This window comes from Streptomyces sp. CCM_MD2014, from assembly GCF_000772045.1.
Classification (GTDB): Bacteria; Actinomycetota; Actinomycetes; order Streptomycetales; family Streptomycetaceae; genus Streptomyces; species Streptomyces salinarius.
Genome location: NZ_CP009754.1, coordinates 1935600 through 1962004, shown reverse-complemented (window position 1 = coordinate 1962004; position 26405 = coordinate 1935600). Strand labels below are relative to the sequence as shown.

23 protein-coding genes are annotated in these 26405 nt (G+C 75.8%); 11 read left to right on the top strand and 12 right to left on the bottom strand.

Going from position 1 to position 26405, the window contains the following annotated elements; all coding sequences use genetic code 11:
• The first annotated feature begins 9 nt into the window (after nucleotides 1-9).
• Genes NI25_RS08510 through NI25_RS08500 form a run of 3 tightly spaced genes read left to right on the top strand, consistent with a single transcriptional unit; the run spans nucleotide 10 to nucleotide 2866 of the window.
• On the top strand, nucleotides 10-1044 hold the full coding sequence (locus NI25_RS08510; RefSeq protein WP_061441862.1) for a glycosyltransferase family 9 protein: 1035 nt from the start codon (nucleotides 10-12) through the stop codon (nucleotides 1042-1044).
• Nucleotides 1041-1973 (top strand): glycosyltransferase family 2 protein, encoded by a 933-nt coding sequence (locus NI25_RS08505; protein WP_061441861.1) that lies wholly within the window; start codon nucleotides 1041-1043, stop codon nucleotides 1971-1973. The genes NI25_RS08510 and NI25_RS08505 overlap by 4 nt, the downstream gene beginning before the upstream one ends.
• On the top strand, nucleotides 1970-2866 hold the full coding sequence (locus NI25_RS08500) for a glycosyltransferase family 2 protein (RefSeq protein WP_061441860.1): 897 nt from the start codon (nucleotides 1970-1972) through the stop codon (nucleotides 2864-2866). The genes NI25_RS08505 and NI25_RS08500 overlap by 4 nt, the downstream gene beginning before the upstream one ends.
• A gap of 36 nt (nucleotides 2867-2902) precedes the next feature.
• On the opposite strand, the gene NI25_RS08495 is transcribed toward NI25_RS08500, so the two are convergent.
• The 4 genes from NI25_RS08495 to NI25_RS08480 all read right to left on the bottom strand — a co-directional run bounded on the left by NI25_RS08495 (nucleotide 2903) and on the right by NI25_RS08480 (nucleotide 6148).
• Entirely contained in the window at nucleotides 2903-3211 is a 309-nt protein-coding gene (locus tag NI25_RS08495) for a DUF3040 domain-containing protein (protein ID WP_061441859.1), read from the bottom strand.
• Between the two features lie 142 nt (nucleotides 3212-3353).
• On the bottom strand, nucleotides 3354-4316 hold the full coding sequence (locus tag NI25_RS08490) for a polysaccharide pyruvyl transferase family protein (RefSeq protein ID WP_061441858.1): 963 nt from the start codon (nucleotides 4314-4316) through the stop codon (nucleotides 3354-3356).
• Between the two features lie 87 nt (nucleotides 4317-4403).
• The gene (locus NI25_RS08485) at nucleotides 4404-5765 is read right to left on the bottom strand and encodes a hypothetical protein (RefSeq protein ID WP_061441857.1); all 1362 of its coding nucleotides are present in this window, start codon (nucleotides 5763-5765) and stop codon (nucleotides 4404-4406) included.
• The gene (locus NI25_RS08480; protein WP_061441856.1) at nucleotides 5762-6148 is read right to left on the bottom strand and encodes a hypothetical protein; all 387 of its coding nucleotides are present in this window, start codon (nucleotides 6146-6148) and stop codon (nucleotides 5762-5764) included. Before NI25_RS08480 ends, NI25_RS08485 begins: the two co-directional genes overlap by 4 nt.
• Before the next feature lie 324 nt (nucleotides 6149-6472).
• On the opposite strand from NI25_RS08480, the gene NI25_RS08475 reads away from it, so the two are divergent.
• Nucleotides 6473-10288, top strand: a complete 3816-nt coding sequence (locus NI25_RS08475; RefSeq protein WP_078884559.1) for a hypothetical protein — start codon at nucleotides 6473-6475, stop codon at nucleotides 10286-10288.
• A 69-nt stretch (nucleotides 10289-10357) separates the two neighbouring features.
• Here the strand turns inward: NI25_RS08475 and NI25_RS08470 are convergent, their stop codons facing one another.
• Genes NI25_RS08470 through NI25_RS08460 form a run of 3 tightly spaced genes read right to left on the bottom strand, consistent with a single transcriptional unit; the run spans nucleotide 10358 to nucleotide 11936 of the window.
• Nucleotides 10358-10696: a hypothetical protein gene (locus NI25_RS08470; protein ID WP_061441855.1), complete on the bottom strand. Its 339-nt coding sequence runs from the start codon at nucleotides 10694-10696 to the stop codon at nucleotides 10358-10360.
• Nucleotides 10693-11403, bottom strand: coding sequence for an Asp23/Gls24 family envelope stress response protein (locus tag NI25_RS08465; protein ID WP_061441854.1), 711 nt, complete (start codon nucleotides 11401-11403; stop codon nucleotides 10693-10695). Before NI25_RS08465 ends, NI25_RS08470 begins: the two co-directional genes overlap by 4 nt.
• Complete coding sequence (locus tag NI25_RS08460; RefSeq protein WP_061441853.1) at nucleotides 11394-11936, bottom strand: RNA polymerase sigma factor; 543 nt, start codon at nucleotides 11934-11936, stop codon at nucleotides 11394-11396. Before NI25_RS08460 ends, NI25_RS08465 begins: the two co-directional genes overlap by 10 nt.
• Before the next feature lie 169 nt (nucleotides 11937-12105).
• Between NI25_RS08460 and NI25_RS08455 the strand changes: the two genes are divergently transcribed.
• The 4 genes from NI25_RS08455 to NI25_RS08440 are packed head-to-tail and all read left to right on the top strand — an operon-like array spanning nucleotide 12106 to nucleotide 14780.
• Nucleotides 12106-12642, top strand: coding sequence for an Asp23/Gls24 family envelope stress response protein (locus tag NI25_RS08455; RefSeq protein WP_061441852.1), 537 nt, complete (start codon nucleotides 12106-12108; stop codon nucleotides 12640-12642).
• Nucleotides 12643-12697: 55 nt separating this feature from the next.
• Nucleotides 12698-12883, top strand: a complete 186-nt coding sequence (locus NI25_RS08450; RefSeq protein WP_061441851.1) for a hypothetical protein — start codon at nucleotides 12698-12700, stop codon at nucleotides 12881-12883.
• A complete protein-coding gene (locus NI25_RS08445) occupies nucleotides 12880-14199 on the top strand; it encodes a DUF6286 domain-containing Asp23/Gls24 family envelope stress response protein (RefSeq protein ID WP_061441850.1) in 1320 nt (439 codons plus the stop codon). The genes NI25_RS08450 and NI25_RS08445 overlap by 4 nt, the downstream gene beginning before the upstream one ends.
• Complete coding sequence (locus NI25_RS08440; RefSeq protein ID WP_061441849.1) at nucleotides 14196-14780, top strand: hypothetical protein; 585 nt, start codon at nucleotides 14196-14198, stop codon at nucleotides 14778-14780. The genes NI25_RS08445 and NI25_RS08440 overlap by 4 nt, the downstream gene beginning before the upstream one ends.
• 459 nt (nucleotides 14781-15239) lie before the next feature.
• On the opposite strand, the gene NI25_RS08435 is transcribed toward NI25_RS08440, so the two are convergent.
• Entirely contained in the window at nucleotides 15240-18071 is a 2832-nt protein-coding gene (locus NI25_RS08435; protein WP_107071664.1) for a helix-turn-helix transcriptional regulator, read from the bottom strand.
• A 194-nt stretch (nucleotides 18072-18265) separates the two neighbouring features.
• The gene (locus NI25_RS08430; RefSeq protein ID WP_061441847.1) at nucleotides 18266-19114 is read right to left on the bottom strand and encodes a helix-turn-helix transcriptional regulator; all 849 of its coding nucleotides are present in this window, start codon (nucleotides 19112-19114) and stop codon (nucleotides 18266-18268) included.
• A gap of 133 nt (nucleotides 19115-19247) precedes the next feature.
• Here NI25_RS08430 and ibuL point away from each other — a divergent pair, with 133 nt between their 5' ends.
• Both ibuL and lbuL read left to right on the top strand, forming a co-directional pair.
• Nucleotides 19248-20924: an isobutyrate:CoA ligase IbuL gene (gene ibuL, locus NI25_RS08425; protein ID WP_061441846.1), complete on the top strand. Its 1677-nt coding sequence runs from the start codon at nucleotides 19248-19250 to the stop codon at nucleotides 20922-20924.
• Nucleotides 20921-22534 carry a linear/branched/unsaturated fatty acid:CoA ligase LbuL gene (lbuL, locus tag NI25_RS08420; protein ID WP_061441845.1) on the top strand — a complete coding sequence of 538 codons (1614 nt, stop codon included), beginning with the start codon at nucleotides 20921-20923 and terminating at the stop codon, nucleotides 22532-22534. Before ibuL ends, lbuL begins: the two co-directional genes overlap by 4 nt.
• Nucleotides 22535-22547: 13 nt before the next feature.
• Here the strand turns inward: lbuL and NI25_RS08415 are convergent, their stop codons facing one another.
• The gene (locus tag NI25_RS08415; protein WP_061441844.1) at nucleotides 22548-23234 is read right to left on the bottom strand and encodes a hypothetical protein; all 687 of its coding nucleotides are present in this window, start codon (nucleotides 23232-23234) and stop codon (nucleotides 22548-22550) included.
• A 147-nt stretch (nucleotides 23235-23381) separates the two neighbouring features.
• On the opposite strand from NI25_RS08415, the gene gcl reads away from it, so the two are divergent.
• Nucleotides 23382-25166: a glyoxylate carboligase gene (gene gcl, locus NI25_RS08410; RefSeq protein WP_061441843.1), complete on the top strand. Its 1785-nt coding sequence runs from the start codon at nucleotides 23382-23384 to the stop codon at nucleotides 25164-25166.
• 70 nt (nucleotides 25167-25236) lie between these two features.
• Here the strand turns inward: gcl and NI25_RS08405 are convergent, their stop codons facing one another.
• Together NI25_RS08405 and NI25_RS08400 are read right to left on the bottom strand one after the other, a co-directional pair.
• Nucleotides 25237-25890 (bottom strand): TIGR04222 domain-containing membrane protein, encoded by a 654-nt coding sequence (locus NI25_RS08405; protein WP_061441842.1) that lies wholly within the window; start codon nucleotides 25888-25890, stop codon nucleotides 25237-25239.
• A 67-nt stretch (nucleotides 25891-25957) separates the two neighbouring features.
• Nucleotides 25958-26227 carry a hypothetical protein gene (locus NI25_RS08400; RefSeq protein WP_061441841.1) on the bottom strand — a complete coding sequence of 90 codons (270 nt, stop codon included), beginning with the start codon at nucleotides 26225-26227 and terminating at the stop codon, nucleotides 25958-25960.
• Between the last annotated feature and the right edge of the window lie 178 nt (nucleotides 26228-26405).

The following is a 26405-nucleotide window of genomic DNA, read 5'->3' as shown; positions in this document are numbered from 1 at the left end:
CCCGCAGGGATGGGCCGGACCGGCCCGGAAGCGGCCCGGCGCGAGGGCGCAGGCGCACCCCGCGTACTCGTCCTGCGCGCCCTCGGGCTCGGGGATCTGCTGGCCGGGGTGCCCGCGCTGCGGGCGTTGCGGCGGGCGTACCCCGGGCACGAACTGGTGCTGGCCTGCCCCGCCGAGCTGGCCCCCGTGGCCGCCGAGACCGGCGCCGTGGACCGGGTGCTGCCCGCCGCCGAACCCGGGCGGGCCGTCCCGCGCACCCTCGACTGGACCGGGCCGCCCCCCGACGTCGCCGTCGACCTGCACGGCAACGGGCCGCCCAGCCACCGCCTCCTGGCCCGCCTGCGCCCGGGCAGGCTGCTGGCGTTCGCACACCCCGAGACCCCCGAGGTGGACGGCCCGGTCTGGTACGCCGAGGAGCACGAGCGGGAGAGGTGGTGCCGGCTGCTGCGCGCCTACGGCATCGCCGCCGACCCCACCGACCTCCGGCTGCCGCGCCCGCAGACACCGTCCCCCGCTCCCGGCGCCGTCGTCCTGCACCCCGGCGCCGGCGCCCCCTCACGCTGCTGGCCCGTGGAGCGGTACGCGGCCGTCGCCGAGCCGCTGCGCGCACGCGGGCGCCGGGTCGTGGTCACCGGGGGAGCGGACGAGGCGGACCTGGTGGCCCGGTTGGCCAAACTCGCCGACCTGCCCGACACCGACGTGTTCGGCGGCGGCCTGCCTCACGACCGGCTCTCCGCCCTCGTCGCCGGCGCCCGCGCCGTCGTCAGCGGCGACACCGGCATCGCCCATCTCGCCGTCGCCCACGCCACGCCCTCCGTCACCCTCTTCGGCCCTGTCCCGCCCAGCCGCTGGGGCCCGCCGCCCCACCCCCGGCACCGCGCCCTGTGGCACCCGGGCCCGGACGGCGACCCGCACGGCCGCGAGACCGACCCCGCGCTGCTGCGGATCGGCCCCGACGCCGTGCTCGAAGCCCTGGACGCGCTGGACACCCTCGACGCCCAGGACGCCCCGCACCCCCCGGACACCCCGGAAGAGGCACCATGAACCACGCCGCGCACCACGGCCCGACGGCCACCCGAGAACGACCCCACCCCGGCGACCCCGCGCGACCCGCCCCCGTCGGCATCGTCATCGCCACCCGCAACCGACGCGCGAGCCTCGCCGTCACCGTACGGAACCTGCTCGCCCTGCCCGAGCGACCCGAGATCCTCGTCGTCGACAACGCCTCCACCGACGGCACCCGCGCCATGCTGGCCCGCGACTATCCCCAGGTCCGCGTCCTCACCATGCCGGTCAACCGCGGCGCCCTCGCCCGCACCCACGGGGTCCGCGCCCTGGACACCCCGTACGTCGCGTTCAGCGACGACGACTCCTGGTGGGCCCCCGGCGCCCTCAGCGCCGCCGCCCGGCACTTCGACGAACACCCCCGGCTCGGCCTGCTCTCCGCCCGCACCCTCGTCGGTGCCGCCGACGCCGCCGACCCCCTCAACGACCTGCTCGCCGACTCCCCGCTCGGTACGGCCACCGACCTCCCCGGCACCCAGGTGCTCGGCTTCCTCGGCTGCGCCGCCGTAGCCCGCCGCACCGCCTACCTCGACGCGGGCGGCTACCATCCGCTGCTCTTCTTCGGCGCCGAGGAAACCCTGCTCGCCTACGACCTCGCGGCCCGCGGCTGGGGCGTCACACACTGCCCCGACGTGGTCGCCCACCACCACCCGGACCCGCGCCCCCGTACCGGCCGCCCGGCCGTCGTACGGCGCAACGAACTCCTCACCGCCTGGCTGCGCCGCCCCCTCCCGTACGCGCTGGCCCGCACCCGTGCCCTGGCCGCCGACGCGCGCCGCGACCCGCACGCCCGGCACGCCCTGCGCGAGACGCTCACCCGCCTGCCCGCCGCCCTGCGCGCCCGCAGGCCCCTGCCCCCGCACGTGGAACGGGCCGCCCGCCTCCTCGACGGAGCGGCCGCCTCATGACGGACCCCCGGACCACCGTCGTCGTCATCACCCACAACCGGTGCCCCGAACTCCTGCGCACCCTGGACCGGCTCGCCGAACTCCCCGAGCAGCCCCCGGTGATCGTCACCGACAACGGCTCCACCGACGGCACGGCCGCCGCCGTCGCCCGCCACCATCCCGGCGTACGGCTCCTCCAGCCCGGCCGCAACCTCGGCGCCGTCGGCCGCAACCTGGCGATCCGCCAGGTCGACACCCCCTACGTCGCCTTCTGCGACGACGACTCCTGGTGGGCGCCCGGCTCCCTGGCCGGGGCCGCGGACCTGCTCGACCGGTACCCGGCGGTCGGCACGGTCACCGCGCGCATCCTGGTCGAACCGGACGGCACCGAGGACCCGATCGTCGAGGAGTTGCGCGACTCGCCCGTACCCCGCCCCGACTGGCTCCCCGGACCGGCGCTCGGCTCCTTCCTGGCCGCCGCGACCGTCCTGCGCACCGACGCCTTCCGCGCCGCGGGCGGCTTCCACCCGCGGCTGTGGCTGGGCGGCGAGGAGGAGCTGCTCGCGGCCGACCTGGCCGCCGACGGCTGGTGGCTGACGTACGCCGACCACCTGACGATCCATCACCACCCGTCACGGGTACGGGACTCGACGGTGCGCCGGGCGCAGGGCATCCGCAACACCCTGTGGTTCACCTGGCTGCGCCGCCCGGTCGGCCCCGCCCTGCGGCGCACCCTCCACCTGGCCCGCACCGTCCCCCGCGACACCGCGTCCCTGCGCGCCTTCGCACAGGCGACGGCCGCGCTGCCGTGGGTGCTGCGCGAACGCCGGGTGCTGCCGCCGGAGGTCGAGGCCCGGCTCCGCTCACTGGAACCAGCCCAGCGCGACTCGACGGCCCGCAGCTACACCGGCTGACCCCCCCGGACGGGGAGCGCGCGAACGGTGGGCCGGCTAACCCTCCGTCCAGCGGCACAGCAGCCGGAACAGTGCGAACAGCGCCACCGGCCACACACCGGCGAACGCCCAGATCACGCCGGGCGCGGACGTGACGATGCCCACGACCATCAGCGTCACCGCCACGACGAGCAGCAGGAGCACGGTCGGGGTGCGCGGGCGGTAGGCCGCCAGACGGGTGAGGTCCGGGCAGCGGCGGAACCGCAGCGTGCGCAGGCGCCGGTCGAGGCGGCGATCGCGGCGCAGGGCCCGTTCGACCTCGTCGAGTATGCGTTGCTCGTGATCGGGGAGCCGGCCGATGGACACGATGTTTCCTCCCGGGGGGGCGGACCGACCGTCGTCGAGTGCCCGCGCAGCCCGTGACCAACCGTCCGCCCGTCCGCTCATCGCTCCGCCGCGGTCTCCGACGCCTTCCGCAATGCCGCCGCCACCCCGTCCGCCCGTCCGCTCATCGCTCCGCCGCGGTCTCCGACGCCTCCCGCAACGCCGCCGCCAACCCGTCCGCCGCGTCCGGCACCGACTCCGCCGCGCGGAACCCCGCGCCGATGCGCGCCGCTTGCGCCCGCCCGTCGGCCAGGCACCAGTCCCACCAGCGCTCGAGCATCCCCTCCGCCGTGACCCCCGCGGGGACTTCCGCCGAACCCTCCGGCGACGCGTCCGCCGAGACCCCCGTGAGCCGCTCGGCGGGCACCAGCGCCGGCCACCCACACGCCCGGGCCTGCGCCGTCACCTTCGCACCGCCCACCACCGGATCCACCGCCAGCGCCGGAACACCGGCCCGCAGCGCCAGGACCAGCCCGTGCAGCCGGTCGGTGACGACCAGATCGAGCCGGGACAGCACGGCCTCGAGCTGGGCCGGCGTGCCGCACAGCCGCCAGTCGTGCGCGTCGAGCCGCGTCTCCAGCTCGAGCCGGGCACAGTCCCGGCCGGCCAGCCAGCGCGTCAGCACTGCCGCGACCTCCTCGTGCCGGCGCCGCCCCCCGTACTCCTGCTGCCCGTGGGTGAGCACCACCCCGACCACGGGCACCTCGGGGAGCGCCGGAGCACGGGCCGCGAGATCCAGCCCCGGACCGTCTCCGGCGCCGTCCCGGGCCAGCACCCGGTGGAAGCCGGTGACGGCCGGGGAGTCCGCGTCGACCACGGAGACGCCTACGGCGATCCGCACACAGTGCGCGAACCGCCGGTGCAACTCCTCGACCTGCGCCTCGTGCACCGGCCCGCACACGAACACCAGCCGCGAGTACGCCGCCGGGTCCACGTCCGCGAAGTGCGTGCCGTCGGCGCGGAACCCCGGGCTCCACACGACGTCGTACGCCGCCCCCGCGTCCCGCAGCACCTGCTCCACCCGTGCCAGGGCCAGCACGTCCCCGGCCGTCGCCTCCCCGTGCAGGAAGCTGAACCAGCCGGTCACCAGGGTTCTGTCCGGTTCGTACACAGTGCCCCCGGGTGCCCCGCCGGCGCCCCGGCAACCCCCGGTGCGGCGGCCAACGGCGTCCGGTCAGCGCCCGACCACCGGCCCGAAGGCGTCGCGCACGTCCGCGTCCGAGGGCGTGACGGCCATCCGGGACGGCAGCGAGCCGAAGTACCCGAGGGTGGCGGGGCAGCTCTCGCCGCCGATCTGCACCGTGCGGTCGGTCACGAGCTTCCCGGTCCGCAGCGCGTAGGCCTTCACCCGGACCGCCAGTTTGTTGAACCGGACACTGCCGATGCGGCCCTTGTGGTCCCGGTACCGGCAGGTCTCGACGACGTCCCCCGCCTGCGTCTCGTCCGCGCACACCACCAGCGCGGCATCGGGCGTGTCGGACCGCCACTCCTCCGGCAGCTTGTCCGTGTATCCGGTGTGGCCGACGAAGACGGCACCGCTCCGGCCCTTGCGGTAGGCGGGGGCCGCCGAGTACTTCGCCGGGTTCCGGCAGTATCCGGAGTCCATGCCGTCCGCCTCGTCGAGCAGATTCCGGACCTGGATCAGTTCGAGCGCCAGCCCCGCCTTCCTGATCCCCTCGCGGGCGTCGTCCGCCCGGCCGGCACCCGGATGCTCGTCGAGCAGCCGCTGGTAGACCTCCCGGGCGTCGGCCCACTCCTCGTCGGTCATCAGGGCGTCACCGCACTCCGCGAGTGCCCCCGGGGCGATCCGGGCCGCGGTGGCCGAGGCGGGGCCGGTCAGGTCCTTCGGGCCGGTCCTCCGGTCGCGCAGCCAGTCCGCGATGCGTACGTTCCGGCAGCCGTCGTCGGTGGGCAGCCGCCCGAGGTAGCGGTCCAGGGTCGCCTCGACCGTCCGCTCGTTGCCGGGCTCGCCGAGCACCGCGCCGAGCCGCTCGAAGGCGGCCTCCAGCATGTCCAGGTCGCCGGTCAGCCCGCCGCTCAGATAGCCCGCCGCCGCGTCCAGGCGCTCGCACGCCTCCACCACCGTGTCGCCCCGGGCGGCCACCGGCGCGGCGACCAGCCGGTGCCGGAACCCCGCCTTCTCCTGGGCGTCCACCGCGGCCCGGCAACTCCCGTCCGCGCGGGCGTCGGTGACGCGGTCCTCGATCCCGTACGCGTCGTACCGCACCCACCCCGCGGCCGCGAGCACCGGCACGGTGAGGGCGAGGGCGAGCACCCGCTGTCCGCGCCGCGGCGCCGCCGCCGGGTGCCGCCGCGCCAGCCACCGGCCGTGCGCGACGACCGCCGCCCACCACAGCACCACCAGCAGTTCGCACCAGGTCTCGGCGGTGGCGTACGTCAGCCACAGCAGCGAGGCCGTGACCACCGCGGCGGCCCAGAACAGGGCCCGGCGGCCCAGCAGCAGGTAACCCGCCCCCAGCAGCGAGGCGTTGCCCACGGCCACGGCGAGCGGATCGGGCTCGCGCGGCCCGGTCATACCGCGGACTCCTCGTCGATCTCCTCCCCGCTGCGGGCCCGTACGTACGCCTCGGCGGCCGGCCGGTACAGCAGGACCACGCCCGGGACGGCCAGCAGTGCGGCCAGGAACAGCGTGGTGCCGCCGTACAGCGGATCGTCGAGGGCGAACGGCGTGGCGACGACGAAGAGCACCGCGGTCAGACCGCTCGTCGCGGTCCGGGCGGTGCGCCGGCCGCGGCCCGCCCGGACCGCGAACCAGAAGCAGACCGCCAGCAGCAGGAGCACCAGCGTGGCCGGCCCCTGCGGGCCGGTCGCCGTGGTCGCCGCCGTCAGTGCTCCCAGCATCACCAGCACCACCGCCAGCGTCACGCTCCGCGGCCGACGGGTCGCCTCGGTGGTCATCGGATCACTTCCTTCACGTGCTTCGCGGGCAGGGGGAACGGGTGCGGGGTGGCGCGACCGCGACGGAGCCGGTCGTGCCGCCCCGCACTCCCCCGGACACCGATTCCACCGCCGCGCACCGTTGTTCAGCAGCCCGCGCCCGGCACTGAACAATGCGGAATCCGCCGCGGAGCCGGCCGGAAGCTGCGGACCTCGCGTGAAGGCGCCGTGAACTCCCCGTGCGCCACGCCCCGATGAGCAGCCCCGAGCTTGCCGCCCGCTCCCGCGCCTCCCTACCGTGGGCGTCCGGGCGGGGACCGAGAGCGACGGCGGGGCGGGGCACACGTGGGCGGAAACGGAGCGGGGCGCCGGGAGCGACGGCTGGACCCCGCGGCCGGACCGGTGCAGCGGTTCGCCGCCGAACTCCGTGCCCTGAGGGAGTCGGTGGGGCGCCCGACGTACCGGACGATGGCGGACAAGGTCCCGTTCTCGGTGACGGCCCTGTCGCAGGCGGCGGCCGGACGGCAGCTGCCCACCCTCGCGGTGACCCTCGCCTACGTGGACGTCTGCGGCGGCGACCCGGCGGAGTGGGAGCGGCGCTGGCGGACGGCGAGCGCGGAGGCCGCCGCACTCGCCGCCGCCGCCGAGGAGACCCGCCCGCCCTACCGGGGCCTGACCCGCTACGAACCGGACGACGCCGCCCTGTTCTTCGGCCGCGACCGGCTGGTCGACCGACTGGAGTCACTGACCCGCGGGCACCGTTTCACCGCCGTCTTCGGCCCCTCGGGCAGCGGCAAGTCCTCCCTGCTGCGGGCCGGCCTGATCCCGCGCCTGCGCACGCCCGCCCCGGACGCGGGCGCCGACGCTCCCGCCGCGCCGGCGGCCGTACGCATCCTCACGCCCGGCGCCGCACCGATGACCACCCACGCGGGCCGTCTGGACCCCGTGCCGGACACGGACGCGGACACCTGGCTGCTCGTCGACCAGTTCGAGGAGCTGTACACCCTCTGCGCCGACCCGGCCGAACGGAACGCCTTCATCGACCGCCTCCTCACCGCCACCGCAGCCGACAGCCGGCTGCGCGTGGTGGTCGCCGTACGCGCCGACTTCCTCGGGCGCTGCGCCGAACACCCGGGCCTCACCGCCGCGTTGCAGGACGCGACCCTGCTGGCCGGCCCGATGAGCCGGGAGGAGCTGCGGGAGGCCGTCGTCCGCCCGGCCGCCGCGGCCTCACTGGTCGTCGAACGCGCCCTGACCGCACGCCTGGTCGACGAGGTCGTGGACGCGCCCGGCGGACTCCCGCTGATGTCGCACGCGTTGCTGGAGACGTGGCGGCACCGCACCGGCCGCGCCCTGACCGTCACCGGATACGAGGCCGCCGGGGGACTGCGCGGCGCCGTCGTCCGCACCGCCGAGGAGGTGTACGGCGAACTGACCGCGCCCCAGGCCGACCTGGCCCGGCGGATCCTGCTGCGGCTGGTCGCCCCGGGCGACGGCACCCCCGACACCCGGCGCCCCGCCGAGCACGCGGAACTCGACCTCGGCGACGCCGACGGCACCCGCGCCGTGCTCGACCGGCTCGTCGCCGCCCGGCTGCTCACCCTCGACGACGGCACCGTCGAACTCGCCCACGAGGCCCTCATCACCGCGTGGCCGCGACTGCGCGGCTGGATCGACGCCGAACGCGACCGGCTCCGCGTCCACCGCGCGCTCTCCGAGGCCGCCCGCACCTGGCAGGCCCTCGGCCGGGAGAACGCCGCGCTCTACGCGGGCTCACGGCTGGCCGCCGCCCGGGAGGCCTTCGGCCGCGATCTCGGCCACGACCACGCGAGCGGGGGACCGGCGCCCGGGGAACTGACCCCGCCGGAGCGCGAGTTCCTGGCCGCGTCGATCCACCGGCGGCGTCGCGCGGTGTGGCTGCGGCGCGGGCTGTCGGCCGTCCTCGCCCTGCTGGTCGTCGTCGCGTCGGGCACCGCCGTCGTCGCGCTCCGGGCACGGGCCGCCGCCCAGTCCGAGCGGGACGACGCCGTCTTCGGCCGGATCACCGCCGAGGCCGACCGGCTGCGGGAGACCAACGCCGCCCTCTCCGCCCGGCTCGACGTCGCCGCGCTCGGCATGCGCACCACCCCCGAACTGCGCACCGCGCTCACCACGGACGCGGGCCGGGTGCTCTCCACCCGGCTGCCCGGACACGACGACATCGGCAGCGCCGTGGCCTTCGCCCCGGACGGCCGCACCCTCGTCAGCGGCGGCCACGACGGCACCGTACGGCTGTGGGACACGGCCGGATCCGGTCGGCGGCTCGGGAAGCCGCTGCGGATCGCCGGGGGGCCGGTGGGCGCGGTGGCGTACTCCCCGGACGGCACCGTGCTGGTGGCGGCCGGGCACGACGGCGGCATCCGGCTGTGGGACACCCGGGACCGCGGCCGGCCCCGGCCCCTGGGCGAGCCCCTGGTCAGCCACGCGGGCAAGTCCGTCACCTCCGTCGCCTTCGCCCCCGACGGCCGCACGCTCGCCACCGTCGGCGACGACGGCACCCTGCGCCTGTGGGACCTGGGCGACCCGGCCCGGCCCGCACCGGTCGGCGCACCGGCCCGCGCCGACGCCCGCAGCGTCCGCGACGTCGCCTTCTCCCCGGACGGCCGCACCCTGGCCACGGCCGGGCACACCGGAACCGTACGGCTGTGGCGCCCGGACGGCGCCGACGGGCCCGCCCCGCTCGGCGAACCCCGGCACGCGCACGGCGCGGCGGTCTGGTCGGTGGCGTTCTCCCCGGACGGCGACACCCTCGCCACCGCCGGCTACGACGACACGGTCCGCCTGTGGGAGGTGCGGGGGACGGGGGACCTGCGCGCCCTGGGCGAACCGCTGACCGCGCACACCGCCGCCGTGTGGTCCGTGGAGTTCAGCCCGGACGGCCACACCCTGGCCAGCGCCGCACAGGACGACACGGTCATCCTGTGGAACGTGGCCGACCCCGCCTACCCGCACCGCATCGGCGAGCCCCTGACCGGGCACACCGAGGGTCTGTGGGACCTGGCCTACGGCCCGGACGGCCGCACCCTCGCCACCACCGGCGCCGACCACAGCGTCCGCCTGTGGCACCTGCCGGACGGCGTCCTGACCGACTTCACCAACCCGCTCACCTCCGTGGCGTACGACCCCCGAGGCCGACTGCTCGCCGCCGCCAGCACCGACGACGCCCTGGTCCGGCTCTGGGACGTCCGCCGGCCGGGGCCGCCACGCCCGCTGCCCCGCCCTCTCGCCGGCCACGAGGCCCCCGTCCTGACCACGGTCTTCGCGCCCGGCGGCCGCACCGTCGCGTCCGGCGACGAGGACGGCACCCTGCGGCTGTGGGACGTCTCCGACCCGGCCCGGCCCGTCCCCGCGGCCACCGTCCCGGACGCCCACCCGGGCGGCGTCCTCGCCGTCGCCTTCTCCCCGGACGGCCGCACCCTCGCCACCGGCGGCGTCGACGAGCGGGTCCGCCTGTGGGACGTGCGCGACCCGGACCACGTGCGCCCCGTGGGCACGCCCCTGACCGGCCACACCGACTGGGTCGGCGCCGTGGCCTTCTCCCCGGACGGGCACACCCTCGCCACCGGCAGCCAGGACAAGACGGCCCGGCTGTGGGACGTGGGCGACCGCGACCGGCCCCGGCCCGTCGGCGAGCCCATCACCGCCCACGGGGACTGGGTCAACGCGGTGGCCTTCGCCCCCGAGGGCCACGTCCTCGCCACCGGCGGCCGGGACCGCACGGTACGGCTCTGGGACGTCACCGACCCCGGCCGGGCCCGCCCCCTGGGAGGCGAGCTGACCGGCCACCGTGGCGGTGTCACCTCCGTCGCCTACTCCCCGGACGGCCGCACCCTCGCCACCGGCGGCGAGGACCACGCGGTACGGCTGTGGAACGTGGCCGACCCCGCCCGTGCCGACGCCTTCGGCACCGCGCTCACCGGCCACCTGGACACCGTCACGTCGGTCGCCTTCGCGCCGGACGGCGACACCCTGGCCTCGGTGGGCAACGACCTCACCGCCAGAATCTGGACCCTGGACACGGACCGCGCGCTCAGCCGCGTCTGCACCCGCACCGGCGGCGACCTCACCCCCGCCCGCTGGAGCGAACTGCTGCCCCACCTGCCCTACCGCCCCACCTGCTGACCCCGCCGAACGGGACACGAACGGCCACCCTCACGCGGCGCCGGCCCACTCCCGCACCGCGCCGGTCACTCACACCGCGTTGGCCACGGTGACCGTCACCTGCGCTCCGGGCGCCGACTCGGTCAGCGCGGCGCCCACCGCGTCGCGGACCGCGCGGGCGACGGTCAGGGCGTGGTGGCCGCGGCGGACGACGATCTGCACGTCCACCTCCCACGGCCCCGCCCCGGAGGCCCGGCTCACCCGCACACCCGCGGGCGTCCGCCCCTCGGCCCCCTGCGGTGCGGTGCGCGCGGAGGAGCGGAACAGGTCCACGAGGCCGGGCCGCAGGAAGGCGACGCCCGGCACGCCGGCGGCGACCCGTGCGACGGTGCCGGCGAGCGCGTCACGGCCGGTGGCGGCAGCGGTCACGGCTGGTTCCCTTCTTCCGTGCCGGCCGGGTCGTCCGGGTCCGCCCCGGCCGGTTCCGTCACGTCGGTGATGTGTACGTCCACGTGGTCCACCGGCAGTCCCAGGGCGTCGTCCGCCGCCCCGCGCACCCGCCGCCGGACCTCCTCCGCGAGGTCGCGCAGCCGCGGCGTGAGCGGTACGACGACCTCCAGCCGCACCCGGACGGGCCCCCGCGAGGGAGAGCCGCCGGACTCGGCGGGACGGATCCGGCACGAGCCCGCCCGCACCCCCGGCACGGTCTCGGCGGCGGCCCGCAACGCCTTGGCGGCCATCGCCTCCCGCACCCACAGGTCCTCCTCGCGCTCCCCGAGCGGCAGCGGCCGGCCGGGCCGCAGCTCCAGCCGTACGACGTCCATGACCCGTTCGGTCAGCGCCCCCGCGTCCCACTCCGACTCCCGGCCGCCGCCCGCCTCGCGCACCGCGACGCCGAGCAGGTCCAGTTGCCGTACGGCCGCCGCGCAGTGCGGGCAGGTGCGCAGGTGCGGGTCCCGGTCCGGGGCCCGGTCCCGGTCCGTGTCCGGGTCGTCCGAGCCGCCCTCCCGGGCCTCCCACACCTCGGAGAGCAGCCGCCCGCAGGCCAGCCGTTCGTCGTCGGCGGACTCCTCCGCGCCGCCGGATCCGGGTCCGGCGCCGGGCCCGGGCAGTTCCGCGTCGCTGTTCATCGCCATGCCGTCATCGCCTCCGTCAGGCAGCGTCGTGCACGGAACACCCGGCCGCGGGCAGCCTCCGGGCTGATCCCGACCGTCTCCGCGATCGTCTCGTACGACTGGCCCTCCAGCTCCCTGAGCACCCAGCACACCCGCTGCTCCGGGGAGAGCTCGGCCAGCGACCGCCCCAGCGCCACCGCGGCGGCGTGCGACTCGGCGGCCCGGGAGGGGGAGACGGCGTGGTCCGGCGCCTGCGGCTCGGGCACGCTGTCGAGGTCCGCCACCGGACGCCGCGAACGCAGCATGTTGAGGCACCGGTTGACGACGATGCGGTGCATCCAGGTGCCGAACGCCGACTGCCCGCGGAACTCGGGGAGCCGGCGCCAGGCGCTGACGAAGGCGTCCTGCACCGCGTCCTCCGCCTCCGCGGGGCTGCCCAGCATGCTCGCCGCGAGCCGCAGCAGCCCCGGCGCGTGCCGCCGCACGAGCACCTCGAAGGCGTCCTCGTCGCCCTCGGCGGCCCGCACCGCGAGCAGTCCGTCGTCACCCGGCACGCGCGCTCCTCTCCACTTCACTCACACCGTTCCCCTCGTGGGACACATCGGCTGCCCACGGCGTTAGGCGAGCACACCCGGAAAAAAATCCCGCGGTGGCGTAACGCCGGGCGGCCGTCCGTGTCGAACCTCCAGAACACCGAACGACCGACGGCTGACGGAGGACACCATGACGACCGCACCGCAGACGGCCACCATCGAGACGAAGTCCGAGAAGAAGAACGGCACGACGGGCACGGCCGGCGGCACCGGCCGGGGCGCGCAGGGCGGCGCGACGACCGTGAGCGGCGGCACCGCCGGCGCCACCGAACCCGCCGCCACCCGGGGCCGCACGTCCATCGCCGACGTCGTGGTGGTCAAGATCGCGGGCATGGCGGCGCGCGAGATCCCCGGTGTGTACGACATGGGCGGCGGCCTGTCCCGCACCATCGGCGCGGTCCGCGACCGGGTGCCCGGCGGCCGGCCCAACGTGGGCCGCGGCGTCAAGGTCGAGGTCGGCGAACGGCAGACCGCGATCGACCTGGACCTCGTCGTCGAGTACGGCGTGCCCATCGCCGACCTCGCCCGGGACGTCCGGGAGAACGTCATCGACGCGGTCGAGCGGATCTCCGGACTGGAGGTCGTCGAGGTCAACATCACGGTCAACGACGTCCACCTGCCCGACGAGGAGGACCAGGAGCGCCCGGCGGAGGCACGCGTGGAGTGACCGCGCGGGGAGCGCGGCGCGGGATGCGAAGCAGGTTTCGAGGCGGAGGCGAGTGATGAGCAGAGCGATGATCGGCATGCTGGTGGGCATGGCGCTGGCCTTCGCCGGGTGGTTCGGCGGCTTCGGCGCGTTCCTGCTGGTGGCCGCCCTGGGTGCGGTCGGCGCGGTGCTGGGGCGCCTGGCGGACAACGGCACGGACTGGCGCGAGTTCCTGACCGCCGGCGACCGGAGGCCCCGGTGACGGGCACCCCGGCCGCTGCGGGAGGTGCCGGTACGGCAGCGGCCGCCGGGACCCGGGCCCCTACGGCACCGAGCGCCGGGGCCCCCGCCCGTCAGGCACCGGCCGCCGGGGACCCCGCCCGTCAGGCACCGGCCGCCGGGGACCCCGCCCGCCCGGCACCGGCCGAGCGGGGCCGCACCGTCGTCGCCGACCGCGCCGTGCGCCGGATCGCGGAACGGGCCGCCGCCGAGACCGACCTCGCCGGACGGCGGGCCCGGGTGACCCACGGCTCGGCGGTGGTGCACGGGCGCCGCGCCGACGTCTCGGTCGACGTGCGGCTCCCGTACCCGGCGGTGCTCGGCCAGGCCGGGGAGAAGGTCCGCGGCCGGATGGCGGACCGGGTGGCCGAGCTGAGCGGCCTCACCGTGCGGGAGGCCACCGTCCGCGTCCAGTCCCTGTCCCCGGACCGGGCGGCCCCGCAGCCGCCCCCGGCCCACGGGAGCACCCGGTCCGGCGGCCGGGCGACCCGGCGGCGCCCGTGGTCCGCGCGTCGGATCCCGGCGGCGCTCGTGGCCCTGACGGCGGCGGCAGCGTGCGCGTTCGTCCTGTACGACATCCTGTCGGTGCACCTCGCCGGCCGGCGCCCCGCGGGCCCGCGCACCGAGGCCGTCGACTGGCTGTCGACGCACGGTCCCGGGGACACCGCCGTCGTGGCGGGCGGGGCCGTCGCCGCCGCGCTGGGCCTCTGGCTGCTCTGCCTCGCCCTCACCCCGGGACTGCGCGGCGTCCTGCCCATGGCACCGGTACCGGGCCATCCCGGCCAACGGGCGGTCCTGGACCGCGCCGCCGCGGCGGAACTGGTGCGGGACGCCGCGTCGGCCGTCCCCGGTGTGAGCCACGTCCGCGTGCGCTGCGGCCGGAGCCGCGTACGGGTGCGGGCCCGCCTGTCCTTCGGCGACCGCACCACGACCCGCGCCACCCTCCGCGCCGCGACCGACACCGCCCTCGCCACCCTGGGCCTGTCCCGTCGCCTCACCCCCCGCATCAGCCTCCGCCCGGACCCGCACTGGCGCCCACCCGGCACGGAACTGGCGGACGGAGTGCCGCTCGCGTCGGGGGCGGGGGAGCGGAAGCCGCCCGCGGCGGACGGCCCGGTGCGGGGAGCCGGTCCGAAGACCTCCGGCGACGAGACGGCTCCCCTACCTGCGGCCCCGGTCCGGCCGGCGCCGGACGACCGCCCGCCGGCGGCGGACCCGCCCGCGCCCGCCTCCGGGGACGGACCGGACACCGGCGAGCGCCCGGCCGGGCGGCCCGTACCGAAGGAGAGCGACTCGTGAATCCCCTGCGCAACGCGCTGAACCGCACGCTGCTCGCGCTGACCGGGGCGGTCCTTGCGGCCGGCGGCGCATGGCTGGCGCTCACCTCGGACGCGGTCACCGCGCGGCTGCCCGGGTGGTGGCCCGCGCCGGAGGCGGGGACGGTGCTGCTCGACCGGGCCCGCCTGGCCGACCTGCGCGGGCAGGGCTGGTGGACTCCGGTCGTCGTCGCGGGCACGGCGCTCGCACTGCTGCTGTGCCTCACCTGGTTCCTGGCCCAGTTCCGCCGCGGCGGCGGGCGCCGGCTGCCGCTGGCCGGTTCGTCCCTCACCCTGCGCTCCCGCGCGCTGGCCGGCACCGTCGCCCGGCGTGCGCAGGCGACCGCGGGCGTCGACCGCGCCCACGTCACCCTGCCCGCCGGGAAGAAGCGGTCCCGGGCCCGGGTACGGGTGCTGCTCGAACCCGGAGCCGAACCGGGGCCCGTCCTGCGACGGCTCACCCACGGCGCCCTCGACGAGGCCCGCTCCTGCCTGGCACCGCACCCGCTGGCGGCCCGAGTCCGCATGAGCGTCCGGACCACCCGCGAACGACGGGCACGATGAACGACGGGCACGATGAACGACGGGCACGACAAGGGGGCGGCGGACATGGAGAGGGAGCGTTGCGGGCCGCTCGTGGAGGCCCGCAACGCCCCCTGGTCTGCACCTGAGGGTTGCTCAGGAGATCGGTGAACCTGCCGGGGCGCCCCCGGCAAGCAGGGGTCCGCCGCTCTCGCCCCGGCAGGTGTCCATGGCGCCGACGACGGCCGTGGCGGCGGTCGGTCTGGAGCGGGTGAGCCCGGACATGAGTCTCCTCGGGTGGTCGCCGGTGGGGGGTCGCCCGGGCGTGGGGGGCGGGACGGGGGTCTCGGGACAGACCCCCGTATGCCCGGGCGAGCGGCACGTGTTCACGCTAGAACCGGCGGTCCGGACCACCCAATGAGGGAACCCCCTAGGGGCGGCGGGCAGGGAAAACCCTCGGTTTACCGCCGGTAAACCCGACGGCCGCCGGGACGGTTCGTCTCAGTCGGGGCGCCGGCCCGCCGCCAGCCGGACGATGTCGACGCGGGAGCGGATCCCCAGCTTGCGGTAGACCCGGGTCAGCGTCGCCTCGACCGTCTTGACGCTGACGAACAGCCGCGACGCGATCTCCCGGTTGGTCGCGCCCTCCATGACGAGCGCGGCGACCTGGCGTTCCATCGAGGCGAGCCCCGCCAGACCGTCCGGCTCGGCGGCGGGCGCCGGGGCCGGACCGGCCGCCCGCGCCGCGACGGCCGCCTCCACCCGCCGCAGCCAGGGCAGCGCCCGGCACCGCCGGAACAGCCGTGCCGCCTCGTCGTACGACGCCGGCTCCGGGGCCCGTCCCGGACGTTCGGCGTGCAACTCGGCCAGCGCGAACACCGCCCGGGCCTCCTCGAGGCCGAACCCCAGCCCGGCCAGCCGCTCCCGCGTCGACGTCAGCCGGGTCACGGCCGCCCGGTGTTCGCCCCGCGCCGCCCGCACCAGCGCCTCGGAGCGGTCGAGGACGGCGAGCACGCTCCCGCGCCCGAGCCGCAGCGCGTGCGTCCGGGTGACCTCGATGACGTCCATCGCCTCGGCCGGCTGCCCGGTGCGCACCAACGCCTCCGCGAGGTCGCCCTGCCAGCGGCCGCGCGCCGGGTCGGTGATGCCCGCCCCGGCCTCCAGCTCCCGCACCCGGCGCAGCGCCCGTACGGCCGCCACCGCGTCGCCCGCCACCAGGTGCGCGTGCCCGAGCGCCGCCAGGGCCCGCGACAGGTAGACGACGTCGCCGTCCTCCTCCGTCCGCCGCACCGCCTCCCGTGCCAGCTCCAGGGCCCGGTCCGGGTCGCCGCCCGCTGCCTCGGCGAGCGCTGCCTGCATCACGCCCGCGCCCTCCCCGATGCCCGCGTCGCGCGCCAGGGTCAGGCTCTCCCGGGACAGTTCGAGGGCGCGGCCGCAGTGGCCGGAATGCAGTTCGGTCTCCGAGAGGAAACGCAGGTAGTGCACCTCGCTCTCGGCCATGCCGCGCCGACGCACCTCGCGCAGCAGCACGGTGACGGCGGTCCGCGCCTCGGCCAGCCGGTCGTTGATCACCAGCCACCGGAACCGGGAGGAGCCCGCCCCGTTGTGATGGCAGGCCACCCGCGGGTCCTGCGGCTCCTCGAGCGCCCGCCGGATGGTCGCCGCGGCGTCCGGGTGGCCCATCAGCGTCTCCGACTGCGCCTGGAACGCGAGCGCCAGCAGCTCGGTGCGCCGGTCCCCGCCCCGCGCCGCCAGCCGGGCCGCGTGCGCGGCGTCCTCCCGGCCCTTCGCGAAGTCGCCCTGCACCACCAGGGAGCGCCAGGCGAGCTGGTAGTGGACCAGGGCGAGCAGCCTCGGGTCGTCACCCGCGTCGGCCAGCGCCTGCGGGAAGACGGCGTCGACCTCGCCGAGGGCCTGTCCGGCCGCCTCGATCACCACCATCCACGCCCGCACCCGCTCGCCGGCAGCGGTGGCCCGGGTCAGCACCTCGCGGGCGATGTCCCGGGCGAGGTCCGGCTCACCGGCCGTGATGGCGTCCTCGGCCGCCGTGAGCCGGCGCTCGTCCGGGCCGGGGTCGCCGTCCGCCGGGGTGTGGCGGGCGGCGAGCAGCCCCAGCGAGGCGGCCACCGACGGCGCCCCGCGGTCCCGGGCCAACGCGGCCGCCTCCGCGAGCCGGCCCGCCACCTGCGGGTCGGTGCCGGTGGTGGCCAGCGCCAGGTGCCGGGCACGCTCGATCGGGTCGGAGGCCGCCGTGGACAACGCCGCGTGCGCGGCCCGCCGTTCCGACGCCGGGGCCTCGGCGTACAGGGCGGCCGAGATCAGCGGATGCGCGAACCGCACGGTCGGGCCCTCGGGGTCGGGCGCCAGCAGCCCCAGCGCCGCCGCCTGCGCGGTCTCCGCCTCGGCGTTCTCCCGGCCGGCCGCGTGCAGCAGGGCCGGGGTGGGGCGGGCGCCGGCGCTGGCCACCAGGAGGGTGCGGCGGGCCTCGTCGGAGAGCATCTCCAGGCGGGACAGGACCAGGGCGCGCAGCGAGGTCGGCACCGGCAGCGGCTCGCCCGGGCGCGGCGCGGCGGGGCTCTCGGCCAGGGCCCGGCCCAGCTCCAGGGCGAAGAGCGGATTGCCGCCGCTGGTGCGGTGGATGTCGCGGACGGTGGAGCGGTGCAGGCCCGTGTAGCCGCGTTCGTCGAGCAGCGCCGACACCTGGGCGCGGGTCAGCGGCCCCAGGCGTACCGCCCGGGTGTCCGGCGGGGAGGCGCGCAGGTGGCGGTCGTACTCCGCGTCCCCGGTCTCCGGTCCCTCGGTGCGCACCGCGCACAGCAGCCGTACCGGCGTGTCGCCCAGGCGGCGGGCGGCGAAGCCGAGGAGTTCCGCGCTGGCCGCATCCAGCCACTGGAGGTCGTCGGCGACGACGAGAACCGGACCCGCGGCGGCGAGGGCGCGCAGCGCGGACAGGACGGCCAGGCGCAGTGCGAGGCCGTCGCGCTGGAGGGTGGACTCGCCGCGGCCGGTGAGCGCCGACTCCAGTGCGGTGCGCTGCGCGGCGGGCAGGGCGGGGGAGACCTCGTCGAGGACCGTGCCGAGCAGGTCGGCGAGGGCGAGGAAGGGGAGGTGGGATTCGGACTCGGTGGCCGAGCAGCGCAACACGGTGTGCGCCGTGCCGGAGTATTCCGCGGCCAGGGTGCGCAGGACCGTCGACTTTCCAATTCCGGCGGGACCGTACAGCAACACACTGCCGCCCCGGGTGAGTTGCTCACGCGCCGCGCCGAACGAGTCCTCCCGCCCGATGACCAGGTCGGAGCGGCGGCCGGCAGCCTCCGCGAAGTCCCGTGGCACGGTGACCGCTCCCCTCCGTATGTCGTGTCCGGGCCAATATTAGGCACCGGGGCATTGCATTACGGAGGGACGGCCGGGTGAGCCGAATAACAAAACTCCGAAGCGCCGAAAGCAATCACGCGGGAAATCCCGGCCGGCCCGGACGCGCAGGGTCGCCCGTACCCCGGCCCGCGCGCCGCGCCGGCCACCGCGTCCTACGGCAGCCACCCCGTCCGGCGGGCCGCCGCGACGGCCTCCGTGCGGGTGCGGGCGCCCAGCTTGCGCATCGCCGAGCGCAGATAGCTCTTGACGGTCTCCGGACCCACCCCGAGCCGCTCGGCCACCGCCCCGTTCGTCGCGCCCGCGGCCACGCAGGCCAGCACGTCCACCTCGCGCGGCGCCAGCCGGGGCCCCGGGGCGGGCCCGTCCCCGGCCGCCAGCAGGCCGCACGCGCGCAGGAGTTCGTCCCGCAGCGCCGGGTCCGCGATCCGCGGGGCCAGCGCGCGCAGCGCCGCGTGCGCCTCCCGCACCTGCTCCCAGGCCGCGCCGCCCGCCGGATCGTGCGCGGGCGCCTGAGCCGGCGGGGGCGAGGCCGCCGCCAGCAGTTCGTCCGCCTCGTCCCGCAGCACCAGCGCCTGCTCCGCGTCCCGCGCCGCCGCGACGGCCGCGCCCAGCGTGCGGTCGCCCAGCGGCTGGGCCGTGCGCAGCGCGCCGTACAGCACGCCGCGCACCCGGCGCCGTACGACCACCGGCACCGCGAGGACCGAGCGCAGGCCCTCGGCGGCGACGGGCAGGTCGTACTCGTGGCTGATCTGCCGGGAGACGGAGTAGTCGGTGACGGCGCACGGCCGCGACAGCGCCACCGCCCGGCCGCCGAGCCCGTTGCCGGCCGTCACCGCCAGGGCGCTGAGCGCGGTGGTGGCCGTGCCGCTCAGCTCGCTGATGCGCACCTGGCGCCGTCCGGACTCCACCAGCCCGCCGAAGGCGACGGGCAGCCCGGTCGTGCGCCGCAGCCGCACCAGCGCGCTGCGGATCTGAGCCGTCCCGGCCGCGTCCACCGCCACTCGTCCCGTCCTCCTTCTCGACCGCCGTGCTGGTCCCGGGACGCACACCCCCGTTCGGGGGTAGTGAGACCCACATCACGGATTAGACGATGACACGGAGCCGCCCGGCAAGGTCCGGCACCGAGGAGGACAGATGACGACGGCCACGGAGCAGTTCCGCAGCGCACGGGACTTCCTGCTGGAACACCGCGAGGACTACACCGCCGCCTACGAGGGGTTCCGGTGGCCCCGGCCCGGGAACTTCAACTGGGCGCTGGACTGGTTCGACGTCATCGCCGAGGGCAACGACCGTCCCGCGCTGCACATCGTCGAGGAGGACGGCCGCGAGGTCCGGGTCTCCTTCGCCGAGATGTCGGCCCGCTCCAACCGGGTGGCGAACCGCCTGCGCGAGTGGGGCGTCGGCCCGGAGGACCGCATCCTCGTGATGCTCGGCAACCAGGTGGAGCTGTGGGAGACCGCGCTCGCCGCGATGAAGCTGCGCGCGGTCGTCATCCCGGCCACGACGCTGCTCGGCCCCGCCGACCTGCGCGACCGCGTCGACCGCGGCCGGGTGAAGCACGTGATCGTGCGCGCCGAGGACACCGGCAAGTTCGACGACGTGCCCGGCGACTACACGCGCGTCGCGGTCGGCGACGGCACGACGGGACCGGGCTGGCGGCCCTACGGGGAGGTGTACGGGGCGCCGGACGCCTTCACCCCGGACGGGCCCACCGCCGCCGACGACCCGCTGATGCTGTACTTCACCTCCGGCACCACCGCCCGCCCCAAGCTGGTCGAGCACACCCACGTGTCGTACCCCGTCGGCCACCTGGCGACCATGTACTGGATCGGGCTGAGGCCCGGCGACGTGCACCTGAACATCTCCTCGCCCGGCTGGGCCAAGCACGCCTGGTCCAACCTGTTCGCGCCGTGGAACGCCGAGGCGACCGTCTTCCTGTACAACTACACGCGGTTCGACGCGACCCGGCTGATGTCCGAGATGGACCGGGCCGGGGTCACCACCTTCTGCGCCCCGCCGACGGTGTGGCGCATGCTCATCCAGGCCGACCTCAGCCGGCTCGCCACGCCGCCGCGCGAGGTCGTCGCCGCAGGTGAGCCGCTCAACCCCGAGGTGATCGAGCAGGTCCGGCGCCTGTGGGGGCGGACCATCCGCGACGGCTTCGGGCAGACCGAGACCGCCGTCCAGGTCTCCAACAGCCCCGGCCAGGTCCTCAAGACCGGCTCGATGGGCCGCCCCAGCCCCGGCTACCGCGTCGAACTGATCGACCCGGTCACCGGCGCGCCCGGCGCCGACGAGGGCGAGATCGCCCTGGACCTGTCCGACCGCCCCGTGGGCCTGATGACCGGCTACCACGGCGACCCCGACCGCACGGCCGAGGCGATGGCCGGCGGCTACTACCGCACCGGTGACATCGGCGCCCGGGACGAGGACGGCTACCTCACCTACGTGGGCCGGGCCGACGACGTGTTCAAGGCCTCCGACTACAAGATCAGCCCCTTCGAGCTGGAGAGCGCGCTGCTGGAGCACGAGGCGGTCGCCGAGGCCGCGGTCGTGCCCGCCCCGGACGAGCTGCGCCTCGCCGTGCCGAAGGCGTACATCGTGCTGGCGGCCGGGTGGGAGCCCGGCCCGGACACCGCCAAGGTGCTCTTCGAGCACTCCCGCCAGACCCTCGCCCCCTACAAGCGGCTGCGCCGCCTGGAGTTCGGCGAGCTGCCCAAGACCGTCTCCGGCAAGATCCGCCGCATCGAACTGCGCGAGGCCACGGCGGCCGGCTCCGCGAACGAGTACCGCGAGGAGGACTTCCGGTGACCACCACCCTCTCCTACGCCCACGGCACCAGCACCACCCCGCTCCTCGGCGACACCATCGGCGCCAACCTCGACCGCGCCATCGCCGCCCACCCGGACCGCGAGGCCCTCGTCGACGTCCCCTCCGGACGGCGCTGGACCTACGCCGAGTTCGGCGCCGCCGTCGACGAGGCGGCCCGGGGCCTGCTCGCCAAGGGCGTCACCAAGGGGGACCGGGTCGGCATCTGGGCGGTCAACTGCCCCGAGTGGGTCCTGGTCCAGTACGCCACCGCCCGCATCGGCGTCATCATGGTCAACGTCAACCCGGCCTACCGGGCCCACGAACTGGAGTACGTCCTCAAGCAGTCCGGCATCACCCTGCTCGTCGCCTCGCTCGCCCACAAGAGCAGCGACTACCGGGCGATCGTGGACCAGGTCCGCGGCCGGTGCCCCGCGCTGCGCGAGACCGTCTACATCGGCGACCCGTCCTGGGACGAGTTCACCGCGGGCGCCGCGTCGGTGCCGCGGGAACGGGCCGACGCCCTCGCCGCCGAGCTGAGCTGCGACGACCCGGTCAACATCCAGTACACCTCCGGCACCACCGGCTTCCCCAAGGGCGCCACCCTCTCCCACCACAACATCCTCAACAACGGCTACTGGGTGGGCCGCACGGTCGGCTACACGGAGCAGGACCGGGTGTGCCTGCCGGTGCCCTTCTACCACTGCTTCGGCATGGTCATGGGGAATCTCGGCGCCACCTCCCACGGGGCCTGCATCGTCATCCCCGCCCCGTCCTTCGAGCCGGCGGCCACGCTGGAGGCGGTGCAGCGGGAGCGGTGCACGTCCCTGTACGGCGTCCCGACCATGTTCATCGCGGAGCTGAACCTCCCGGACTTCGCCTCCTACGACCTCACCTCCCTGCGCACCGGCATCATGGCGGGCTCCCCGTGCCCGGTGGAGGTGATGAAGCGGGTGGTCGCCGAGATGCACATGGAGCAGGTCTCCATCTGCTACGGGATGACCGAGACCTCCCCGGTCTCGCTGCAGACCCGCATGGACGACGACCTCGAACACCGCACCGGCACCGTGGGCCGCGTCCTGCCCCACATCGAGGTCAAGGTCGTCGACCCGGTCACCGGAGTGACCCTGCCGCGCGGCGACGCGGGCGAACTGCGCACCCGCGGCTACAGCGTGATGCTCGGCTACTGGGAGGAGCCCGAGAAGACCGCCGAGTCCATCGACCCCGGCCGCTGGATGCACACCGGGGACCTCGCGGTGATGCGCGAGGACGGGTACGTGGAGATCGTCGGCCGCATCAAGGACATGATCATCCGGGGCGGCGAGAACATCTACCCGCGCGAGGTCGAGGAGTTCCTGTACGCCCACCCGAAGATCGCGGACGTCCAGGTCGTCGGCGTACCGCACGAGCGCTACGGCGAGGAGGTGCTGGCCTGCGTCGTCCCGCGCGACGCCGGCGACCCGCTCACGCTGGAGGAACTGCGCGCGTACTGCGACGGGCAGCTCGCGCACTACAAGGTGCCCAGCCGGCTCCAGCTCCTCGACTCCTTCCCGATGACCGTCTCGGGGAAGGTGCGCAAGGTGGAGCTGCGGGAGCGGTACGCCCGCCCGTAGCGGGCCCGTCGGGTCAGCCGGCCGTGGCGTCCAGCGCCACGGCCGGCGCGTTGACCGGACGCGGCATTCCGGTCGGGTCCAGCACGAAGAGCGGGACGTCCAGCAGGTCGGCGCGGGCGCGGGCGTCCTCGGCGTACCCGGCGAGCGAGAAGTAGACACCCCGCGCCGACTCCGCCATGGCCGTCAGCCACAGGCACTCCACGTCCCGCACCGAGGCCGCGCCCGCCGTGGGATCCACCTGGACGACGATGCCGGGCGCGGCCAGCCCGATGCCGGACAGGGGCCGCTGGTCGGCGCGGCGCACGTCCCGGTGGCCCAGACCGCGCAGGTAGAGCACGGCCGCGGTGACCGCGTCGCGGGCGGTGCGGATCGGGACGGCCCGGTGCGCCGGGACCCGTGAACCGGGGGTGCGCCCGGCCCGGCCCGTCGCCGCCGGGTCCACCGGCACGCACAGCACCGTCCCACAGGGGCAGCCCAGCTCCGGCCGCGGCCACCGGCTCTGTGCCCCGCAGGCCGCGCAGCGCACCCCGACCCACTCCTCGTCCCACGTCCGGTGGGTGACCGCGGTCACGGCCCCGCGCGGGTCCAGCTCCGGGGCCACGGGCGCCCCGCAGGCGCAGGGGTACGACGGTGCCGTGTAGCGGTGCCGGCGCCCGCAGGCGGTGCAGCACACCGAGATGGTCTCGGACATGACCCCCATCGTCCTCTCTTGACGGCCCCCGGCTGCCCACTTACATTACTTCCAGATCGTAGAAAACAAATTTCGCTATACGGAAGTTGCTACGGAAGAAGCTCACCGCGGGGCGCGACGGGAGTGTGAATCCGACAGCCGGAGCAGGAGTACTCGATGGCTCGTATGACCGCTGCCCGAGCGGCAGTTGAGATTCTCAAGCGCGAGGGCGTCACCGACGCGTTCGGTGTGCCGGGCGCGGCGATCAACCCCTTCTACGCGGCGCTCAAGGCGTCCGGCGGTGTCCAGCACACCCTCGCCCGCCACGTCGAGGGCGCCTCGCACATGGCCGAGGGCTACACCCGCACCCACCCCGGGAACATCGGCGTCTGCATCGGTACCTCGGGCCCGGCCGGCACCGACATGATCACCGGCCTGTACTCGGCGACCGGCGACTCGATCCCGATCCTGTGCATCACCGGCCAGGCGCCGACCGCGGTGATCCACAAGGAAGACTTCCAGGCCGTCGACATCGCCTCCATCGCCAAGCCGGTGACCAAGATGGCGGTCACCGTCCTGGAGGCCGCGCAGGTCCCCGGCGTCTTCCAGCAGGCGTTCCACCTGATGCGCTCCGGCCGCCCCGGTCCGGTCCTGATCGACCTGCCCATCGACGTCCAGACCACCGAGATCGAGTTCGACCCGGAGACCTACGAGCCGCTCCCGGTCTACCGGCCCGCCGCCACCCGCGCCCAGATCGAGAAGGCGATCGGCCTGCTCAACGCGTCCGAGCGCCCGCTGATCGTGGCCGGCGGCGGTGTCATCAACGCCGACGCGGCCGACCTGCTGGTGGAGTTCGCCGAGCTGACCGGCACCCCCGTCGTGCCGACCCTGATGGGCTGGGGCATCGTCCCCGACGACCACGAGCTGAACGCCGGCATGGTCGGCCTGCAGACCTCGCACCGCTACGGCAACGCGACCTTCCTCGAGTCGGACTTCGTCCTCGGCATCGGCAACCGCTGGGCCAACCGCCACACCGGCAAGCTGGACGTCTACACGGCCGGCCGGAAGTTCGTCCACGTCGACGTCGAGCCGACCCAGATCGGCAAGATCTTCGCCCCGGACTACGGCATCGCCTCCGACGCGAAGGCCGCCCTGGAGCTGTTCGTCGAGGTCGCGCGCGAGCTGAAGGCGGCCGGGAAGCTGCCCGACCGCTCCGCGTGGGCCGCCTCCGCGCAGGAGCGCAAGGCCACCCTCCAGCGCCGTACGCACTTCGACGACATCCCGATCAAGCCGCAGCGCGTCTACGAGGAGATGAACAAGGCCTTCGGCCCGGAGACCCGGTACGTCTCCACCATCGGCCTCTCCCAGATCGCCGGCGCCCAGATGCTGCACGTCTACCGCCCGCGGCACTGGATCAACTGCGGCCAGGCAGGACCACTCGGCTGGACCGTCCCGGCCGCCCTCGGCGTCGCCAAGGCCGACCCGGACGCCCAGGTCGTGGCGCTCTCCGGCGACTACGACTTCCAGTTCATGCTGGAGGAGCTGGCCGTCGGCGCGCAGCACAAGATCCCCTACGTCCACGTCCTGGTCAACAACTCGTACCTGGGCCTGATCCGCCAGGCGCAGCGGGCCTTCGACATCGACTTCCAGGTCAACCTGGAGTTCGAGAACGTCAACTCGCCCGAACTGGGCGTCTACGGCGTCGACCACGTCAAGGTCGCCGAGGGGCTGGGCTGCAAGGCGATCCGGGTGACCGACCCGAACGAGCTGGGCACGGCCCTGGAGCAGGCCAAGAAGCTGGCCGCCGAGCACCGGGTGCCGGTCGTCGTCGAGGCGATCCTGGAGCGCGTCACCAACATCTCCATGTCGGGCACGAACGACATCTCCAACGTCATGGAGTTCGAGGAGCTGGCGACCGAGCCGGGCCACGCCCCGACCGCGATCAAGCCCCTGAAGGCCTGACCCCTTCGGACCCCGGAGAACCGAGAGCGGCCCGTCCCCCGAGGGGCGGGCCGCTCTCGCGTGCGCGCACTCAGTCCGGGCCGCCACCGCCGCCGCCCCCGGAGCCGCAGCCGCCCGCGTGATCCCCGTGGCTCGCGCCGCCCCAGTCGCCCGAGACCGAGTCCTCGTACGCGTCGCGCCACCTCAGGAACCCGCCGCGGCCCAAGGAGAAGCGGACGCCGTCGGCCGGTGCGCCCGGGGCCGTCAGCCCGGTCCGCAGGGCGAAGCGGGGCAGGAGCAGGCGCAGCGCGGCATCGCCGTGCAGGGCGACCGCGAGCAGTGTGTCCTCGTCCGTCAGCCCGTGTCGGACCGCAGGCAGGGGGTGCCGCTCCCGCCAGAACTCCACGCGCCGGCGTGCGCTGCGGGTCGGTCTCAGCCACGGGCGGCCCAGCAGCCCTTCCTCCGCGAGCGGGATGCGGGTCAGGGCCAGGGCCAGACGCACGTCCGGGTGCCGGACCAGTTCGCGAGCGGTGAGCGGTTCGTGCAGGCAGTCGAGCACCGTCCCCTCGAACGGGCCCAGGCCCTCCGGCTCGGGTCCTGCCGCGCACAGCGTCCTGCGCGGCCCGTTCTCGACGGCGCCCAGCAGGTGCAGGGCGACCAGCGCCACCGTGACGGCGGCCGGCGGTCCGCCTCCCAGCAGAGCTATCTGGTGCGGCTCCCACCCGATCTCCGTGCCACCGTCCACGACCCCACCCCCGTGCGCCCCGTGCCGTGCCGGGGTTGTGCCCGCTGCGGGGGACTCCTACGCCCGCTCAGCCACCGCGGTGCTCGTGGTGCTCGTGGTGCTCGTGGTGCTCGTGCAGCCCCGGCCAGTCCTCCGGGCCGCCGCCCTGCCACTCGACCAGGTCGCTGTCCTCGACGTCGGTGACGTAGAGGTCGGCCAGGCGCAGCAGTTCGGCGACGTCGTCGATGTGCGAGGCGACGCCCAGGGTCTCGTCGCCGGAGGTGACCCGGCGGGAGCCGTCCAGGGCGGGGGAGTGGACGACGATGTGCGGGTGCTCGGGTGGGTGTGCCGTTGCCATGCCTCCAGGCTGCTGCGCGCAGGGGCAATCCGCACCCGGTGAACGCCGGGAAGCGCCGGATGCGGGACCGTCCGCATCCGGCGCTTCCCGGCCGGTGAAGGTTCTCGGTGAGGCGTTCCTCCGGTGAGGGGATCTTCACGTGGAACCCGTCCGGCGGCGCGAGGCTGGGCGCGACAGG